The following is a 17846-nucleotide window of genomic DNA, read 5'->3' on the forward strand; positions in this document are numbered from 1 at the left end:
TTCCGGATGAAGCGTAAGGGAATATTAAGTTTTATGTAAATTGATCATTGAGCAAAAGGATGTGCGGATTGCCCGGGAAATGAGTTTTTTTTTGTGGTGAAGAACACAAAACGGGTATTATTTGTGGCGGTGATCAACCTGTTACAGCACTGAAAACCGATTTTTTCAGCAGAAAAAATAATCAATACTGTGATGATAACCAAAAAAACAGATATTTGCATTGCCCTCCCGGTCATCAACTCAGAATCTGTTCTTCTGTTACAGTGCACCTTTGAGCAATTTACGGATATGAAAGCGGTTCGGGTGCAATTCTGCCAGTGTTTCATCATCCAGCGGCAGGGCTTCATCAAAAATCTGTGCCGCGAGCAATTCTGCCGCCAGCGGCGCGGTACATAATCCCCGCGAACCGAGCGCACCGATGATAAATAATTGCGGGATATCCGCAGCGCTGCTGACTGAATCCGGCTTGTGTTTCATCCTTTCGAGTTTTGCATATTGCACCACGAGTTGTGCAAAGTCCGGCACGTTACCGACAACAGGAAGATGATCGCGCACTGTACAGCGGATACCTGTGTGTGCCTCTTTTCCGCTGACATCCACCTCATGAGACCAGCTCACATCCGGCAGGGAATTGATCAGACGCTCTTTGTTGGCGAACTGTTCTTCTTCACTGTATGCGGTTGTGATGTCATTACGCCGGTGACTGGCACCGAGACAGTGCTGCCCGTCTGCCGGGTTCACCGGGGTCAGATAACCTTCATAACACAGCACGGCTTTCAGTTTGGTCATTTCAGGAACGGTCGGCACATGGCTCACCTGACCACGCACCGGTGTTACAGGTAGTGCAGCGGTCTGCGGATATTGTATGATGTGGTGACCATTTGCCAGCACAACCACATCTGCCTGTGCGGTGCTGTTATCGGCAAAACGGATTTGCCAGCCCTGTGCGATCTGCTCCAGATGCTCTGCATTGTGGTTCAGATACAGATGCAAACCTTTTTTTTGTGCGAGAGCCGCAGCGCTGCGGACTAATTCATGCGGGCAGAGCCAGCCACCGGCGGGATAATATAAGCCACCAAAATTAACATCCTGACCTGCAAGCTCACTGAGTTGTTGACGAGACAATTGTTTAAACAGCGTTTCAGGGCGGGGAACAGCCGCAATGGCATTAATTTTTTTACTGTTTTTTTCGTTATACATCAGTTGGATAACGCCGCACCAGTCATGGCTGTATTTCACACCCTGAGCAGACAGCGAATCATAGGTGCGCCGTGCAAACGTAAAGGCGACAGTGAAAAAACGCTCAAGAGGATCGTCCAGACCTGTCAGCAGAGGATAAAGCGCGCCCTGCCGGTTACCTGATGCATTGGTGGCTAATGAGTCATCAGCACAATATAACGAAACATCTGCACCTCTTTGCAGCAGGGCAAGGGCGCTGAGTACACCGGCTATTCCGCCGCCGATAACTGCAATGCACCCGCGGGCGGCTGCGGGGTGGCGATCATGCCAGGGGGTGAGAGAGACTGCGGGTGCGCGGGTATTGATACCGGCAAGACATTCGCGTTTGTGTGCGAAGCCTGTCCGGCGCTCCACATCAAACCCGGCCTGTTGTAAACCCCGGCGAACAAAACCTGCGGCGGTAAAGGTGGCAAATGTTCCGCCCGGGCGGGTGAACCGGGCGATCAGCTCAAACAGTGCCTGCTGCCACATATCGGGATTTTTTGATGGTGCAAAGCCGTCCAGAAACCAGGCATCGATTTTGTTATCCAGCGCGTGGGTGAGAGACGGCAGGAGTGTGTTGATATCGCCCAGCCATAAATCAAGCGTAATTTCACCGTTATCTAAGAAAATCCGGTGGCAACCGGGAACGGCGTGCGGCCACTGAGCGTACAGTTGTAAGGAGAAATCTGCGAATTCCGGCCAGCGCTCATGTGCGGTCTGTAAATCGTCAGGCGTCAGCGGGTATTTTTCAAAACTGATAAAGTGCAACCGCTGCAGCGGGCTGTCCGGGTGTGTGTTACGGAAATGACGAAAGCTCCGGCAGAGGGTCAGAAAATTCAGCCCGGTACCGAATCCGGTTTCTGCCACAGTACAGGTTTGTGTGGTAATCCGGCTGAACCGTGCAGGAAAATCGTTGCCGCTGAGGAACACATAACGGGTTTCCGCCTGTTCGCCCTCGTTTGAAAAATAGACGTCATCAAAATGTTGCGAAACAGGTGTACCCTGTTCATTCAGGGTTAAATGAGCCGTTTCAATTACGTTTTTCTTCACATTCCAGCCTGTATTTTTTGTTCATTTTCCCTGATTTTACTCTGCTTTACGCGGGGTCGCTATGCCGGATGTGACACGGGGCAGGTTCAGTATGTAAAGATGCGAAAAAACATCTGATCGGACTTGTTCAGCGTACAGGTGTAAGCTAAAGTATCGCTAAAATCCCGTAATACATAAATGACAGAGGTAATGAATGAAGCGTGCAGTAATCACTGGTCTGGGGATTATTTCAAGTATTGGTAATAACCAGGAAGAAGTACTGGCTTCTTTGAGAGAAGGTCGTTCCGGGATCACGTTCTCAGAAGAGTTTAAAGAAATGGGAATGCGCAGCCATGTCTGGGGTAATGTCAAACTGGATACTGCCGGTCTCATTGATCGTAAACCTGCCCGTTTCATGAGTGATGCGTCTGTTTACGCCTATCTTTCCATGGAGCAGGCTATTGCAGATTCCGGTCTGACCCCTGAGCAGGTAGGCAGTATCCGTACCGGGGTTGTTGCCGGTTCAGGCGGCGGTTCTCCGCGTAATCAGGTTGCCGGTTCTGACGGTATGCGCGCCAAAGGGCTGCGTGGTGTCGGACCTTATATGGTGCCGCGTGCTATGGCATCCGGTGTGTCTGCAAACCTGGCAACACCGTTTAAAGTTAAAGGTGTTAACTACTCTATCAGTTCCGCCTGTTCAACCTCAGCGCACTGTATTGGTCACGCGGTAGAGCTTATCCAACTGGGTAAACAGGATGTGGTGTTTGCCGGCGGTGGTGAAGAACTGTGCTGGGAAATGAGCTGCGAATTTGACGCAATGGGCGCACTGTCAACCAAATATAACGAAACGCCGGAAAAAGCATCCCGTACTTACGATCAGGATCGTGATGGTTTCGTTATCGCCGGTGGTGGTGGTATGGTCGTGGTGGAAGAGCTGGAACACGCTCTGGCACGCGGCGCGCACATTTATGGTGAGGTTGTCGGTTACGGTGCAACATCGGATGGCGCGGATATGGTTGCTCCATCAGGTGAAGGCGCGGCCCGTTGTATGCAGATGGCAATGCAGGGTCTGGATGCACCGATTGACTACATCAATACACACGGCACATCAACACCGGTGGGTGATACCAAAGAGCTGGAAGCGATTCATGAAGTGTTCGGTGATCATACCCCTGCACTGTCAGCGACCAAAGCGATGACCGGTCACTCTCTGGGGGCTGCGGGTGTTCATGAAGCGATTTACAGCCTGCTGATGCTGGAGCATGGTTTTATCGCACCGAGCATTAACGTGGAAAACCTTGATGAGAAAGCGGTGGGGATGGATATCATCACCAAACCGACTGAGCGCAAGCTGACGACGGTTATGTCGAACAGTTTTGGTTTCGGCGGAACAAACGCAACCTTAGTCATGCGTAAATATCAGGGCTGATTTATCCCCGGATAATTAAAAAATGCCCCGGTTTATTCACCGGGGCATTTTCTTTTGGGGTAAACTCTGTCAGGGTATAGATTGTTATCACGCTGCTACAGAGGTTCTGAATGAAAAAACTGACGCTCGGAGAAATGACTGACGCACAACAAATGCGGGTGAAAACCCGGTTGGGTCAGGAACAAAAAATGCTGGGGCGCCCGTTGACCAACGGGGAGCTGAATAAAGTTAAAGATCAGATTATCACTGAGATCTCAAAAGAGGTTGAAGCTGCAGCCACTAAAGTCAGAGCACAAAAACGTAAAGAAAAAATTAAACCGGGCGGCGGGGATGAAACCTACAGCTGGTCAGCCAAAACCCATTCGCGCGGACTTCGCTGAACGGTAATATCTGTGCGGTTCTGAAACCTTCCTGACCGCCGGTTCTTACTTTTATTACTATACCCAACGTCATTCAAGATGCAGGCAACGAACCTGCAGTTTGAATGAATGAGGGTATATAACCGCCTTTCCGGCGGTTTTTCCGTCAATTCCCCTTGTTTTATTATATTTCGCCGCCGCTGCGGCAATAACACCAACCAAATCTGTCTTTATGCCTTATCCAATGTGATACACACCTGCTCAATTTTAGTTTTGATCACAAAATTCTCCGGGATTACAGTGCAAAACCCGGGCAAAAGCTAGTTTTTTGTCCGCTGTTTATTTGGATAAAAGGAATAGGTTATGGCTTACCGATATGAAAACACCACACCGTGTCGTTACCGGATGGGTCGGGGATAATGTATGGTTTAATCATGGCAGGTATTGGTTTCGTCATTGATGATGAATTTGTAGAAAAAGCCAACCAATTTTTGGGGATCTGATTTACAGGGCCGGGTATGCCTATTTTATTAGCAGCCTTTTTATAATACGGGTCAAAATAAAAATAATTGTAATTGGAATAGATAATAAAAAAGTACTGCAACTGTATATTGCAAGTAATCCCATTTTCCCGGGAGTATCTATAAAAAAACCATTATTCCAAAACTTTCTTGTAGTGAATTTTAAAAAAAAAGCATTCAACACACCATTTAGCAAATGGATACAATATGAAACCAGTGGAAATAATAACTAAAAGAGTCGTTTTATATTTAAACTCATCGCCCCATGATAGATATAAAAGTCAAAAACTAATAACCCATTCCCAACACATATTTTGAATATAATATTTTTTAGTCATTAAATATGATCCTGTGCTCCTGATTGACGGGTATGTTAGCACAATGGTAAATGAGAACGGGAATCAATATTGTTTTTGGTTTATCACTTTGTGATCAAAACGTAAAAATGCAAAGCAGGCGCGTCCCGGGCAGACGCGCTTGTGCTTACAGAGGGGTATTTACAGAGGTTGTTTTTTTAGTTTTTCGGCGCAAAACCTGCGTCAGTGGTGTGCGCAGGCGCTGGGCGAGGATCACGCCAATCAGTACCACGCCGCCGCCGATAATATGATAACTGTGCAGTTCCTCTTTCAGGAAGACGGCTGCGATAATTGCCGTCAATATCGGTGCCAGATTCATAAATATGGATGCTGCATTTGCCCCTAACCGGGTCACACCGAGGATCCACAGAAGCGGTGCAAAAATGGAGGCAGCAATCCCTGCATAAAGAACCAATCCGATATTGTCAGCAGTCAGTGCCACATTATCCGCACTCAGGAAAACCGGGATAAGCAGGATCACACCAAACACAATCTGCATATAAATTGAGTGAATACCAGGCAACGGAACAGACCAGCGTTTTGCCAGTACACCATAGAGGGCATACGCGAGCCCTGCCACAAACATCAGCAGTTCCCCCCGGCCCAGACCATGAGTCAGCAGCTCTGCCGGATTTCCCTTGCTGACAAGCCAGGTTAGCCCGCTCAGCGATAAAATGGTTCCGAGTGCGATGCCGATAGTCGGCGCAATGCGCAGCACAGGGATACTCAAAATAACGGTCAGCAGGGGGATTAGTGAGTTGATAATTCCCATAAATGTGGCGCTGACCGTATACGCGGCATAGTAGGCGAGGCTCTGATAAAACCCCATACCCAGCAGACCAAGAATAAACAGTTTCCATACATGCTGTTTTATCACAGCACGCTGTCGCCAGACGGGCAGGAGAAGAAACGGTGTCAGTAAAATCAGCGCCAGTGCCCAGCGGTAAAAGGAGATGGCTCCGGGATCAATGGCTCCGGCTGCAAGTTTACTCACAACCGAATTTATTGACCAGATTAATACAGCCCCCAGGGGGAAAAGCAGGTTTTTCATCAGTGAACTCATTTTATTTATCAGGCAGGTGCGCTAGTGTAATATGTCTTAATTATTATATATAACGATATCCCGCCAATTTATAGAGAGGATCTGACAAGATGACTAAGAAGTCAGATATAGCATCACTGGGACTGAAAGACCCGGTAACATTAATCTGCCGTCACGAACAATTCTATTCAGAAACTGAGTTTGCAATTCACCGGCACGCCTTCGGGCAACTACTGTATGTTGCCAGCGGCGTGATGGATATGATTGTCGCAGGACAGCGCTATCTGGCTCCGGCGGGGTTTTGTATCTGGATACCGCAGGGCACTGAGCATGCCAGTTATAACAAAGCCTGTGTCTCTTTCAAAATTATTGATATCTCTCCGCAATGGGCGCCGGTACTGCCGGATACTGCATGCGTGATAGAAATGACGCCGGTATTCAGTGCAGTGATGCAGGATTTTTTCAGACGGACAATCCGTGAACCGCAAACCGATGCAGACAAGCGTCTGGCACAGGTACTGACGGATCAACTGATGATTTCCCGTTGTCAGCCGACCTATCTGCCGGGTACGGATGATAAGCTGCTTGCGCCGGTTCTCAGCGCGCTGGAGAAGGATCCTGCGGATAACGCCTCTCTGGCGCAATGGGCGGTACGCTGCTTTACCTCTGAGCGTACCTTGTCACGGCGCTGTCAGAAGAAACTGGGAATGTCATTCAGTGAATGGCGTCAGCGCCTGCGTTTTTTGCGGGCAGTGGCATTATTGCAGGAGGGGCGGAGTGTGCAGAATGTGGCGCTGGATGTCGGTTACAGTTCTTCTTCGGCTTTTATTGCGATGTTTTCTCAATTAGCCGGGGTTACACCGGAACGTTTTCGCCAGCAGCGGACGTTGCAGGATTAATTGCTCTCTTTAGCAACAATCAGTGCGCGGGGCGTAGGTTTTATCACGCAGAAGTGGCAAAATAGCGGCCATCCGTTTTAATTTCGGTTGTGCCGCCGTGCTGAACACGTTTCGCCGGCCGCCGACAGTATAAAGGTGAAGCCCGTGAAAATCGTTACAGATGAAAATATGCCTTACGCCGACGCCCTTTTTTCCCGTATGGGAGAAGTGAAAGCGGTCCCCGGACGTCCGTTACCGGATGGTGTTCTGGATGATGCCGATGCGCTGATGGTGCGCTCAATCACAAAGGTCAATGCAGAATTACTGCAAAACTCACCGGTAAAATTTGTCGGCACGGCGACTGCCGGTTTTGACCATGTGGATAAAGCCTGGCTGGAGCAGAACAATATTGGTTTTTCTTCCGCACCGGGCTGCAATGCCATTGCGGTAGTTGAGTATGTTTTTTCTGCGCTGATGCTGCTGGCGGAGCGTGATGGTTTTCAGCTGACGGATAAAACTGTCGGGATTGTCGGCGCCGGGAATGTCGGCGGTCGTCTGGCAAAACGCCTGGAAGTGCTCGGGGTCAAAACTCTGTTATGTGACCCACCGCGTGCGGATAACGGAGATGCCGGTGAATTTTATGATATCGACACCCTGGTGGCACAGGCGGATATTCTCACGTTCCATACTCCGTTGAATAAATCAGGTGATTACATTACATTGCACCTGATGAATGAAGCCCGTCTGAACGCGATGAAAGATAACAGTATTCTGATCAACGCCAGCCGCGGACCGGTGGTGGATAACAGCGCACTGCTGGCAGTGCTTGCAGGCGGTAAACCGCTGAGTGTTATCCTCGATGTCTGGGAGCCGGAACCGGCACTGTCTGCTGAACTGCTCTCGCTGGTTGATATCGGCACGCCTCACATTGCAGGTTATACTCTGGAAGGTAAAGCGCGCGGCACTACTCAGGTGTTTGAAGCCTGGTCTGAATTTATCGGGCAGCCGCAAAACGTATCACTGACAGAGCTGTTACCTGCGCCGGAATTCGGCTCCATAACTCTCTCAGGTAAAGTAACGCAAAGTATTCTCAAACGTTTAATGCATCTGGTTTATGATGTACGCCGTGATGATGCACCGCTGCGCGCCGTTGCCACCATTGAGGGTGAGTTTGATAAACTGCGTAAATTCTATCCGGATCGCCGCGAATGGTCATCACTGACGGTTATCTGTGATGATGCACAGAGCGCTGCACTGTTATCCGGCCTTGGTTTTACCGCGCAATACTGCGGGTAATTAACTGATTATTAAGAATATATACCATTAATTTTTGACTGTGCGGCGGCTTCGCTGTGCAGTATTTGTTTTGGAGACAACTATGTCAGAAGGCTGGAATATTGCTGTATTAGGTGCGACCGGTGCTGTCGGCAGCGCCCTTGTTACTCTGCTGGAAGAGCGTGAATTTCCGGTCGGTGAGCTTTTCTTATTAGCCGGTGAGCGCAGTGCGGGCGAAACTGTCCGCATGAACAGCAAAAGTTATCTGGTGACCGATGCCCGTGATTTTGACTGGTCACAGGTGCAACTGGCGTTCTTTGTGGCGGGACAGGATGCAACCACCGCATATTATGAAGCTGCAACTGAAAATGGCTGTATTGTGATAGACAGCAGCGGTCTGTTTGCGCTGGAGCCGGATGTACCGTTAGTGGTGCCGTCGGTGAACCCGCAGGCATTAAGCGAATACCGCAACCGCAATCTGATTGCGCTGGCAGACAGCAGTGTCAGTCAGTTGCTCACCGCTATCCGCCCGCTGGTGGAGAGCGCCGGGTTGTCGCGCATTAATCTGACTAACTTATTATCTGTTTCCCGCTTTGGTAAAAGAGCGGTGCAGGAACTGGCAGGGGAAAGCGCGAAATTACTTAACGGTATTCCGCCGGAAGGCGGACGTTTCGGCAAACAGCTTGCATTTAATATGCTGCCGTTACTGACAGATGAACAGGGCAGTGTGGCAGAAGAACGCCGCATTGTGGAAGAAACCCGCAAAGTATTACAGGATGCAGGGCTGCCAATCAGTGTGACTTGTGTGCAGTCGCCGGTGTTCTACGGCAACGGGCAGGTGGTTCAGCTGGAAACATTGCGCCCGCTCGGCAGTGATGAAGCGCGGGATGAACTGGAGCGCGCGGGAGATATTCAGTTATCGGATGAGCAGGATTATCCTACTCAGGTAACTGATGCTTCCGGTAATCATTTCCTGAATATAGGTTGCCTGCGTAATGATTACGGTATCCCTGAGATCCTGCATTTCTGGTCTGTTGCGGATAACGTGCAGTTCGGCGGCGCACTGATGGCAATTGAAATTGCCGAATGTCTGACGCAGGAGCAGTTTTACTGATGACTGACGCAATTTCACCGCCGGACGCGGTAAAAATGACCATTGCGCTGGGCATTGAATATGACGGCAGCCGGTATTTCGGCTGGCAGCGGCAATTAGACGTGGTAAGCGTCCAGGCGCGGCTGGAGCAGGCAATATCAAAGATAGCAAATGAACCGATCGCCGTAATTTGTGCGGGCAGGACGGATACCGCGGTGCATTCCACCGGTCAGGTGGTGCATTTTCATACTGCATCTGTGCGTAAAGATGCCGCCTGGACAATGGGTGTTAATACCCATTTGCCGTCAGACATTGCGGTGCGCTGGGTAAAAACTGTACCGGAGAACTTTCATGCCCGTTTCAGTGCAACGGCGCGGCGCTACCGGTATATTATATTTAATCACCGTTGTCGTCCGGCTGTCCTCGGGAACGGCATTACACACATTCATTATCCGCTGGATGAAACCCGGATGCATGCGGCGGCACAGAGCCTGCTGGGGGAGCATGATTTCACTTCCTTCCGCGCAGTGCAGTGCCAGTCAAAAAGTCCGTGGCGTAAGATGATCCATGCGAATGTCTTCCGGGTGGGGCAGTATGTGATTGTGGATATTAAAGCAAATGCGTTTTTGCATCACATGGTGCGCAATATTGTCGGCACCCTGCTGGAGATCGGCCGGGGCAATCAGGAAATTACCCGGGTATCAGAACTGCTGGCGCTCAAAGATCGCGCCAAAGCCCCGGCAACAGCGCCGGCGAACGGGTTGTATCTGGTCCGTGTTGACTATCCTGCGGAATTTGCATTGCCGTCACCGGTTATGGGACCGCTGTTTTTAGCTGATTAATTTTAGGTTTGTATCACCGGGTGATAACGAACGGGGAAAATGATGGAATTTTTTAACCACATTGTGGATATTGCAAAGTTCTTAATTGATTTTATTCTGCATATTGATTTGCATATGCAGGAGCTGGTGGCGCAGTACGGGATCTGGGTCTATGCTATTTTATTCCTTATTCTGTTCTGTGAAACCGGTCTTGTGGTCACGCCGTTTCTGCCGGGGGATTCGCTGTTATTTGTGGCGGGAACACTGGCGGCACTGCCGTCAAACGACCTCAATATCCATATCATGGTACTGCTGATGATCACCGCGGCTATTATTGGTGATGCCGTAAATTACACCATCGGGCACTTTTTCGGTGAACGGTTGTTCCGCAATCCGGACTCGAAAATTTTCCGCCGCAGTTACCTGAACAAAACCCATGCTTTCTTTGAGACGCATGGCGGTAAGGCTATCGTTCTTGCGCGATTTGTACCGATCGTGCGGACATTTGCCCCGTTTGTTGCAGGAATGAGTAAAATGTCATATCGCCATTTCGCCATGTTTAATGTGATTGGTGCGGTGGTGTGGGTTGTTTTATTTGCATATGCCGGTTATATCTTCGGGGAAACCGAAATTGTGCAGAAGAACTTGAAATTACTCATCGTGGCGATTATTTTTATCTCCATATTACCCGGTATCATCGAGGTCTGGCGTCACCGCCGGGCGGCGAAAAAAGCACAGAAACGTGATGATGCCTGAGTGGTCTGCGCACTTTTTTATCCACAGTGCGTAAGCAATGTGGTTTAATGGCAAACAATAATTACACTGGCTGAGCCAGATTTCAGACGGAAAGGTCATTAATGAGCTGGATTGAAAAAATTCTGAATAAGACCCCAATTAACCAGAACCGTAAGGCAAGCATTCCTGAAGGTGTCTGGACTAAATGTGACAGTTGTGGTCAGGTGCTCTACCGGCAGGAAGTAGAGCGCAATCTCGGGGTGTGCCCTAAGTGTGACCATCACATGCGGATTTCGGCACGCAATCGCCTGGAAACGTTCCTGGATGAAGGCAGCACAACGGAGCTCGGAACGGATCTTGAACCGAAAGATATTCTGAAATTCCGTGATTCCAAAAAATATAAAGATCGTTTAGTGTCCGCGCAAAAAACCACCGGCGAAAAAGAAGCGCTGATTGTGATGAAAGGGACACTGAAAACCATGCCGATCGTGGCGGCTGCATTTGAGTTTGCGTTTATCGGCGGCTCTATGTCTTCTGTTGTCGGTGCGCGTTTTGTTCGTGCAGTTGAACAGGCGCTGGAAGATAACTGTCCGCTGGTATGTTTCTCCGCGAGCGGCGGTGCCCGTATGCAGGAAGCACTGATGTCGCTGATGCAGATGGCGAAAACCAGTGCGGCACTGGCGAAATTACAGGAACGCGGACTTGCGTATATCTCTGTGCTGACAGACCCGACTATGGGCGGTGTTTCTGCCAGCCTGGCGATGCTGGGTGATATCAATATCGGTGAACCGAAAGCCCTGATTGGCTTTGCCGGTCCGCGTGTTATTGAGCAGACTGTGCGTGAGAAATTACCACCGGGATTCCAGCGCAGCGAATTTCTGCTGGAAAAAGGCGCGATTGATATGATTGTCCGCCGTCCTGACATGCGCGATACCATTGCTGAAATTTTGTCAAAACTAACAAACTATCAGTTCCCCTGTGAAGAGGGTGAAATTGAGATCCTGATCGCAGACGAACCTGATACCGCTTTATTTTCTGAAACAACAGCTGACGTTAAAAAACGAGATGTCAAAAAACGCGATGTCTGATAAGCAAGAGAAACTGACGGCCGCGTCATCATTGCTGACGTGGCTTTCTTATCTGGGTGACCTGCATTCGCAGGTTATTGATATGGGACTGGAACGCGTCGGTGCGGTGGCAGATATCATGAATCTGCGTTATCCCGCCCCGAAAGTCATTACCGTCTCCGGAACCAACGGCAAAGGCACCACCTGCCACACGCTTGAATCCATCTTTCTCGCGGCCGGGTTGCGGGTCGGGGTGTACAGTTCTCCGCATCTGATCAATTACACTGAACGCGTCCGTATTCAGGGGGAAAACCCTTCTGAAGCTGATTTCTGCCGTGTTTTCGCTGATATTGACGCACAGCGCGGTGATATCACACTGACCTATTTTGAAGCGGGCACGCTGGCAGCATTGCAGTTATTCCGCGAAGCCAATCTTGATGTGGTTATCCTCGAAGTCGGCCTTGGCGGGCGTCTGGATGCCACTAATATTGTGGATTCGCATATTACCGCGATCACCAGTATCGCGCTGGATCATACCGACTGGCTGGGTGCTGACCGCGAGCATATCGCCCGTGAAAAAGCCGGTATTTTCCGTCCGCACTGTGTGGCGGTGATTGGCGAGCCCGATGCACCGTACACTATTGCCGATGTGGCAAACAAGCTGGAAACGTCAATGTTCTGCCGTGCGGATGACTGGTCATATATAGAGCAGGGCGACCACTGGACATGGCAGTGTGAGGATGAAACCCTGACAAATCTGCCGTTGCCGAATGTCCCGCTGGCAAATGCCGCAACCGCACTGGCGGTTATTCACAACCTGCGTCAGGTGAAAGATAAAACCGGGCGGGCAATCAGTCGTGAGGCGATTGATGCCGGTCTGCGTCAGGCACAACTGCCGGGCCGCTTCCAGATTGTGTCACAGCACCCGCTGACGGTGTTGGATGTGGCTCATAATCCGCATGCGGCAGGATATCTGGTATCAAAACTGGCACAATTGCCGCGCACGGCACACACACGTGTCCGGGCGGTGGTGGGAATGCTGGGAGACAAAGATATTAAAGGCACCCTCACGGTGCTGAGTGAGCAGGTGACAGACTGGTATTTTGCCCCGCTGACCGAGTTACGCGGCGCACCTGCAGAACAGCTTGCTGAGCATATTCCCGGCGCACAATTATTTGCCGGTGTGGAAAGCGCATGGGCACAGGCGCACCTGGATGCAGATGCCGGCGACATCATTGTGGTATGTGGATCATTCCATACTGTCGCGCATGTTATGGACGTTTTATCATCAGAGGAAGGTGCGGGTGGCCAGTAAATTTCAGAATCGCTTAGTCGGAACAATTATCCTGGTTGCGGTGGGCGTGATTGTCCTGCCGGTACTGCTGGATGGCGATAAGAAATATAACGAAGACCAGTTCGCCTCCATCCCGCTTATCCCGAAAGAGGGGGAGCAGGATGAGATTGATGCGGTAAATCCGATTAATCAGACCATGCCGTCAATGCCGTCGGAAGGCGCGTCGAGTGCGATGATAACGGAAGCGGCACAGACCGGCGACAGTGTACCGGCTGATGTGACAAGCTCTGGTACCACGTCGAATGTTCCGCCGGGCGTTGAGCCTCTGCCGCCGGTTGTGGTGCAGGAAAAACCACCGGAGCCAAAACCGGAACCAAAACCGGAACCAAAACCGGAACCAAAACCAGAGCCAAAACCTGAACCTAAGCCGGAAAAAACACCTCAGGGACAGGCATGGGTGGTTCAGCTCGGTGCATTATCCAATGCCCGCCGGGTGGAAGAAATTGTCGCCACACTGCGGCTGTCGGGTTATCAGGTGTATACTGTACCGCGCGGGAAAGTTACCCTGATTATGGTCGGACCGTCGGCATCAAAAGCACAGTTAGAGTCCTCATTAGGCGAGCTGAAACAGCTCAGTGAACTCAGTGGTGAAGTCAGGGCATATAAACCTTAGTAAATTTAATGGATTAGCGGTATCCGTTAATAAAAACAGTTAACTCTTTGCGGCGATTATAATTTTTTATTTCGCCGCAATTTATTTTCTGATAGTGCAAAAATCCGTTACGCAAACGTTTTCGTTTTCTGTTAGAATGCGCCCGTCACTGATGCCGGGCCATCAATTTGGATAGTGATATGGTTTGGATTGATTACGCAATTATTGCAGTTATTGCATTCTCGGCATTAGTCAGCCTGGTTCGTGGTTTCGTTCGTGAAGCCTTATCGTTAGTGACCTGGGTCTGCGCGTTTTATGTGGCCAGCGAGTTTTTCCCGTTGCTGGCGGACTATTTCACGCGTTTTGATGATCCGTTAGTCCGCAACGGTATCGCGATTGCTATCTTGTTTGTCGCGACACTTATTGTCGGCTCGGTGATTAACCATGTTATTGGTTCACTGGTCCGCACGACAGGCTTATCAGGCACAGATCGTGTTCTCGGGGTCTGTTTTGGTGCTCTGCGCGGGGTGCTGATCGTGGCGGCAATATTATTCTTCCTCGACAGCTTCACGCAGATGAGTCAGAGCAGCGACTGGCAGCAGTCACAACTCATTCCCCAATTCAGTCATGTTATCAGGTGGTTCTTTGACTACCTTCAGAATGCGTCCAGTTTCCTGCCGGAGAACTTTCCTTCTCCGCCCGGCTGATGAGGAAAAACTACATGTGTGGTATTGTTGGGATCGTTGGTTTTACACAGGTCAATCAATCAATCTATGATGCGCTCACGGTGTTACAGCACCGGGGTCAGGACGCAGCCGGTATCGCAACCATTGACAGTAACAATGGTTTCCGGCTCCGTAAAGCCAACGGACTGGTGAAAGATGTTTTTGAAACCCGCCACATGCTGCGTTTGCAGGGAACACTCGGGATAGGGCATGTCCGCTACCCGACAGCCGGCAGCTCCAGTGCATCAGAAGCACAGCCTTTCTATGTAAACTCGCCTTTCGGCATCACCCTGGCGCATAACGGGAATCTGACTAACGCACACACGCTGAAACGTCAGTTATTTGAAACAGCCCGCCGTCATGTGAATACCACCTCAGACTCTGAAATCCTGCTCAATGTACTGGCGTATGAACTGGATCGCTTTGACGGACATCCGTTAGAGCCGGATAATATTTTTGCCGCTGTTGGTGCCATGCACAGCAAAATCCGTGGCGCTTACGCCTGTGTTGCGCTGATTATCGGGCACGGACTTCTGGCTTTCCGTGACCCTAACGGAATACGTCCGCTGGTACTCGGAAAACGCGCGCTGAGCGACGGGCGTGAAGAGTACATGGTTGCTTCTGAAAGTGTCGCGCTTGATACCCTCGGTTTTGAATTCCTGCGGGATGTGGCGCCAGGTGAAGCTGTGTATATCACAGAAACCGGGCAGCTCTATACCCGCCAGTGCGCGGCAAATCCGTCACTGACGCCGTGCTTGTTTGAATTTGTTTATTTTGCCCGTCCGGATTCCGTTATTGATAAAGTATCGGTCTATAACGCCCGCCTGCGCATGGGGCAGAAACTCGGGGAAAAAATCGCCCGCGAGTGGGATGACCTGGATATCGATGTGGTGATCCCCATCCCTGAAACCTCCATCGACAGCGCACTGGAAATCGCCCATATCCTGAAAAAACCGTACCGCCAGGGGTTTGTAAAAAACCGCTATGTGGGGCGGACATTTATCATGCCGGGTCAGCAGGAGCGGAAAAAATCAGTGCGCCGCAAGCTTAATGCCAACCGGACAGAGTTCCGTGGTAAAAACGTCCTGCTGGTGGATGACTCAATTGTGCGTGGCACCACATCAGAACAGATTGTGGAACTGGCCCGTGAAGCAGGTGCGAAGAAGGTCTATTTTGCTTCTGCGGCACCGGAAGTGCGCTTCCCGAATGTCTACGGTATCGATATGCCTAACGCCAATGAGTTAATTGCACATGGTCGTGAAACGGAAGAGATCCGAAAACTGATTGGTGCGGACGCACTGATTTTCCAGGATCTGGAAGACCTTGTCGCTGCGGTCCGCGAAGAAAATCCGGATATCCGTGTCCTTGAGGCATCGGTGTTTGACGGTATCTATGTCACAAAAGATATAGACCAGGATTATCTCGATTATGTGGAAAACCTGCGTAAGGATGACGAATTAAAGTTGCGTGATCATACCGACATTGAGAACCTTGAGATATATAATGAGGGTTAATCTCTTTTTTGGCGGGTGATGTGATGAAAAAACTGATTGTGGGACTGACTGGCGCAAGTGGTGCTGTCTATGGCGTGCGTTTATTGCAGATCCTGCAAGATGTGCCGGATATTGAAACACACCTGATTATCAGTCAGGCGGCGCGGCAGACACTGGCGCTGGAAACCACATACAGCCTGCGTGATGTACAGGCGCTGGCTGATGTCGTTCACGATGAGCGTGATATTGCCGCAAGTATCTCATCCGGCTCGGTCAGAACCAAAGGTATGGTGATTTTGCCGTGCTCGGTGAAAACCTTATCAGGCATTGTGCACAGTTATACGGACACCCTGGTGACCCGTGCGGCGGATGTGGTGCTCAAAGAGGGGCGCAAGCTGGTACTGTGTGTACGGGAGACGCCGCTGCATCTCGGGCATCTGCGGCTGATGACGCAGGCGGCTGAAATGGGCGCGGTCATTATGCCGCCGATGCCGGCGTTTTATCACCAGCCACAGACGGTTCAGGATATTATCGACCAAACCGTCAACCGCGTGCTCGATCAGTTTGATATTGACTTGCCACAGGACTTATTCACCCGCTGGAGCGGGGCAAAAACCCCGCGCGGCACACTATAAATCGTCAGGTTACCCCGGCTGGCAGTCGTCAGCCGGGCTTTCCAGTAAGTCCCGTAACGCATCTTCAAGATTAATAAACTGACAGGTAAATCCTGCCGTTTCCAGCCGCTCAGGCAGGGCATTTTGTCCGCCCAGAACCAATACGGCGGCTTCGCCCAGTAACGCTTTAATCACAAACGCAGGTACCCGCAGCAGGTGCGGACGGTGAAGAACCTGCGCCAGTACAGCGGAAAATTGTTCATTGTGGCACGGATAAGGCGCGGTCATATTAAAGGTGCCGTTCATGGCATCATTATCCAGCAGAAACAGGATGGCACTGACCATATCACGGATGTGGATCCACGGCATATACTGACGCCCGTTACCCACAGGCCCGCCCAGCCCGGCACGGTATAACGGCAGCATTTTTGCCAGCGCACCGCCTTCGGGAGAGAGAACAATACCGGTACGTATCAGACAAACCCGGGTTTTATCACTTTGCGCCCAGAGCGCGAGGGATTCCCAGCGGGCGCAGAGTGTATGGGTAAATTCCGGATGCGGCTCCTCTGCTTCCGTCACAACCGCCTGCCCCTGATCGCCGTACCAGCCAACAGCAGAGCCGGAAAGAAATACAGACGGCGGCGTATCACTGGCATTAATCAGTGTGGTGAGCTGTTCTGTTATCTTCCAGCGACTCTCGCACAGCCGTTCTTTCTGTTCTTTGCTCCAGCGTTTGTCCGCTATAGGTTCACCGGCAAGATTAATAACAGCATCAATATCATTAAGATGCGTTAATCCGGCAAGAGAGTTGAGGTGCTGTGCAGCAGAACAAAAGCGGGAATAGACTTTTTGTGGCGAACGGCTGAGCACCACCACGTGATGTTTACGGGCGATAAGCGCCTGTACCAGCGGTGTACCTATAAGTCCTGTACCACCTGTTATCAGGATACGCATAGTCACTCCTTATGCCCGGGTCTTCTCTGACTATAGCAGCAATTGCGGGCGGGATATGTGATCGGGGAGGAATAAGGGTATAAGACTCCGGGATTACGTTTGCGCTCAAATCAATCATAGAACCGCTATCAATTCTTGATATACTGCTGCAATGACCATAATGGCACACTATCATTACCAGTTTAGTATACAAAAGCAGTATAAACCCAATGTCATTCAGGATGCAGCCAACGAACCTGCAGTTTGAATGAATAAGGGTATAAGATGAGCGCGGATAATACAGATAAT

Annotated in this window: 16 protein-coding genes; 13 read left to right on the forward strand and 3 right to left on the reverse strand. The window is 50.4% G+C overall.

All coding sequences use genetic code 11. From position 1 onward, the window contains the following. Positions 1-258: 258 nt before the first annotated feature. Positions 259-2271, reverse strand: a complete 2013-nt coding sequence (gene mnmC / locus ACMHKJ_RS16040) for a bifunctional tRNA (5-methylaminomethyl-2-thiouridine)(34)-methyltransferase MnmC2/FAD-dependent 5-carboxymethylaminomethyl-2-thiouridine(34) oxidoreductase MnmC1 (protein ID WP_413495457.1) — start codon at positions 2269-2271, stop codon at positions 259-261. Positions 2272-2464: 193 nt separating this feature from the next. Between mnmC and fabB the strand changes: the two genes are divergently transcribed. After that, the gene (gene fabB / locus ACMHKJ_RS16045) at positions 2465-3679 is read left to right on the forward strand and encodes a beta-ketoacyl-ACP synthase I (protein ID WP_413495459.1); all 1215 of its coding nucleotides are present in this window, start codon (positions 2465-2467) and stop codon (positions 3677-3679) included. Positions 3680-3789: 110 nt separating this feature from the next. Further along, positions 3790-4059 carry a YjbD family protein gene (locus ACMHKJ_RS16050; protein WP_413495461.1) on the forward strand — a complete coding sequence of 90 codons (270 nt, stop codon included), beginning with the start codon at positions 3790-3792 and terminating at the stop codon, positions 4057-4059. 983 nt (positions 4060-5042) lie between these two features. Here the strand turns inward: ACMHKJ_RS16050 and ACMHKJ_RS16055 are convergent. After that, entirely contained in the window at positions 5043-5966 is a 924-nt protein-coding gene (locus ACMHKJ_RS16055) for a DMT family transporter (RefSeq protein ID WP_413495463.1), read from the reverse strand. Positions 5967-6067: 101 nt separating this feature from the next. On the opposite strand from ACMHKJ_RS16055, the gene ACMHKJ_RS16060 reads away from it, so the two are divergent. The 11 genes from ACMHKJ_RS16060 (at position 6068) to ACMHKJ_RS16110 (ending at position 16625) form a co-directional block, all read left to right on the forward strand. Further along, positions 6068-6856, forward strand: a complete 789-nt coding sequence (locus ACMHKJ_RS16060; protein ID WP_413495465.1) for a helix-turn-helix domain-containing protein — start codon at positions 6068-6070, stop codon at positions 6854-6856. Between the two features lie 144 nt (positions 6857-7000). Continuing rightward, positions 7001-8131 carry a 4-phosphoerythronate dehydrogenase PdxB gene (pdxB, locus tag ACMHKJ_RS16065; protein WP_413495467.1) on the forward strand — a complete coding sequence of 377 codons (1131 nt, stop codon included), beginning with the start codon at positions 7001-7003 and terminating at the stop codon, positions 8129-8131. An 82-nt stretch (positions 8132-8213) separates the two neighbouring features. Next, complete coding sequence (locus ACMHKJ_RS16070; RefSeq protein WP_413495469.1) at positions 8214-9224, forward strand: aspartate-semialdehyde dehydrogenase; 1011 nt, start codon at positions 8214-8216, stop codon at positions 9222-9224. Next, complete coding sequence (gene truA, locus ACMHKJ_RS16075; protein WP_413495471.1) at positions 9224-10045, forward strand: tRNA pseudouridine(38-40) synthase TruA; 822 nt, start codon at positions 9224-9226, stop codon at positions 10043-10045. The genes ACMHKJ_RS16070 and truA overlap by 1 nt, the downstream gene beginning before the upstream one ends. Positions 10046-10087: 42 nt before the next feature. Beyond that, the gene (locus ACMHKJ_RS16080) at positions 10088-10780 is read left to right on the forward strand and encodes a DedA family protein (RefSeq protein ID WP_413495554.1); all 693 of its coding nucleotides are present in this window, start codon (positions 10088-10090) and stop codon (positions 10778-10780) included. 101 nt (positions 10781-10881) lie between these two features. Then, a complete protein-coding gene (accD, locus tag ACMHKJ_RS16085) occupies positions 10882-11847 on the forward strand; it encodes an acetyl-CoA carboxylase, carboxyltransferase subunit beta (protein ID WP_413495473.1) in 966 nt (321 codons plus the stop codon). Continuing rightward, positions 11840-13141: a bifunctional tetrahydrofolate synthase/dihydrofolate synthase gene (folC, locus tag ACMHKJ_RS16090; RefSeq protein ID WP_413495475.1), complete on the forward strand. Its 1302-nt coding sequence runs from the start codon at positions 11840-11842 to the stop codon at positions 13139-13141. The genes accD and folC overlap by 8 nt, the downstream gene beginning before the upstream one ends. Beyond that, on the forward strand, positions 13131-13793 hold the full coding sequence (gene dedD / locus ACMHKJ_RS16095; protein WP_413495477.1) for a cell division protein DedD: 663 nt from the start codon (positions 13131-13133) through the stop codon (positions 13791-13793). The genes folC and dedD overlap by 11 nt, the downstream gene beginning before the upstream one ends. Positions 13794-13972: 179 nt before the next feature. Beyond that, complete coding sequence (cvpA, locus tag ACMHKJ_RS16100; RefSeq protein WP_067363513.1) at positions 13973-14479, forward strand: colicin V production protein; 507 nt, start codon at positions 13973-13975, stop codon at positions 14477-14479. A gap of 14 nt (positions 14480-14493) precedes the next feature. Further along, positions 14494-16011 carry an amidophosphoribosyltransferase gene (gene purF, locus ACMHKJ_RS16105; protein ID WP_067363510.1) on the forward strand — a complete coding sequence of 506 codons (1518 nt, stop codon included), beginning with the start codon at positions 14494-14496 and terminating at the stop codon, positions 16009-16011. Positions 16012-16034: 23 nt separating this feature from the next. After that, entirely contained in the window at positions 16035-16625 is a 591-nt protein-coding gene (locus tag ACMHKJ_RS16110; protein ID WP_413495480.1) for a UbiX family flavin prenyltransferase, read from the forward strand. 9 nt (positions 16626-16634) lie between these two features. Here the strand turns inward: ACMHKJ_RS16110 and ACMHKJ_RS16115 are convergent, their stop codons facing one another. Beyond that, positions 16635-17558, reverse strand: a complete 924-nt coding sequence (locus tag ACMHKJ_RS16115; RefSeq protein WP_413495482.1) for a TIGR01777 family oxidoreductase — start codon at positions 17556-17558, stop codon at positions 16635-16637. Positions 17559-17846: the final 288 nt, after the last annotated feature.

It is taken from the genome of Morganella psychrotolerans (genome assembly GCF_965118875.1).
Classification (GTDB): Bacteria; Pseudomonadota; Gammaproteobacteria; order Enterobacterales; family Enterobacteriaceae; genus Morganella; species Morganella psychrotolerans_C.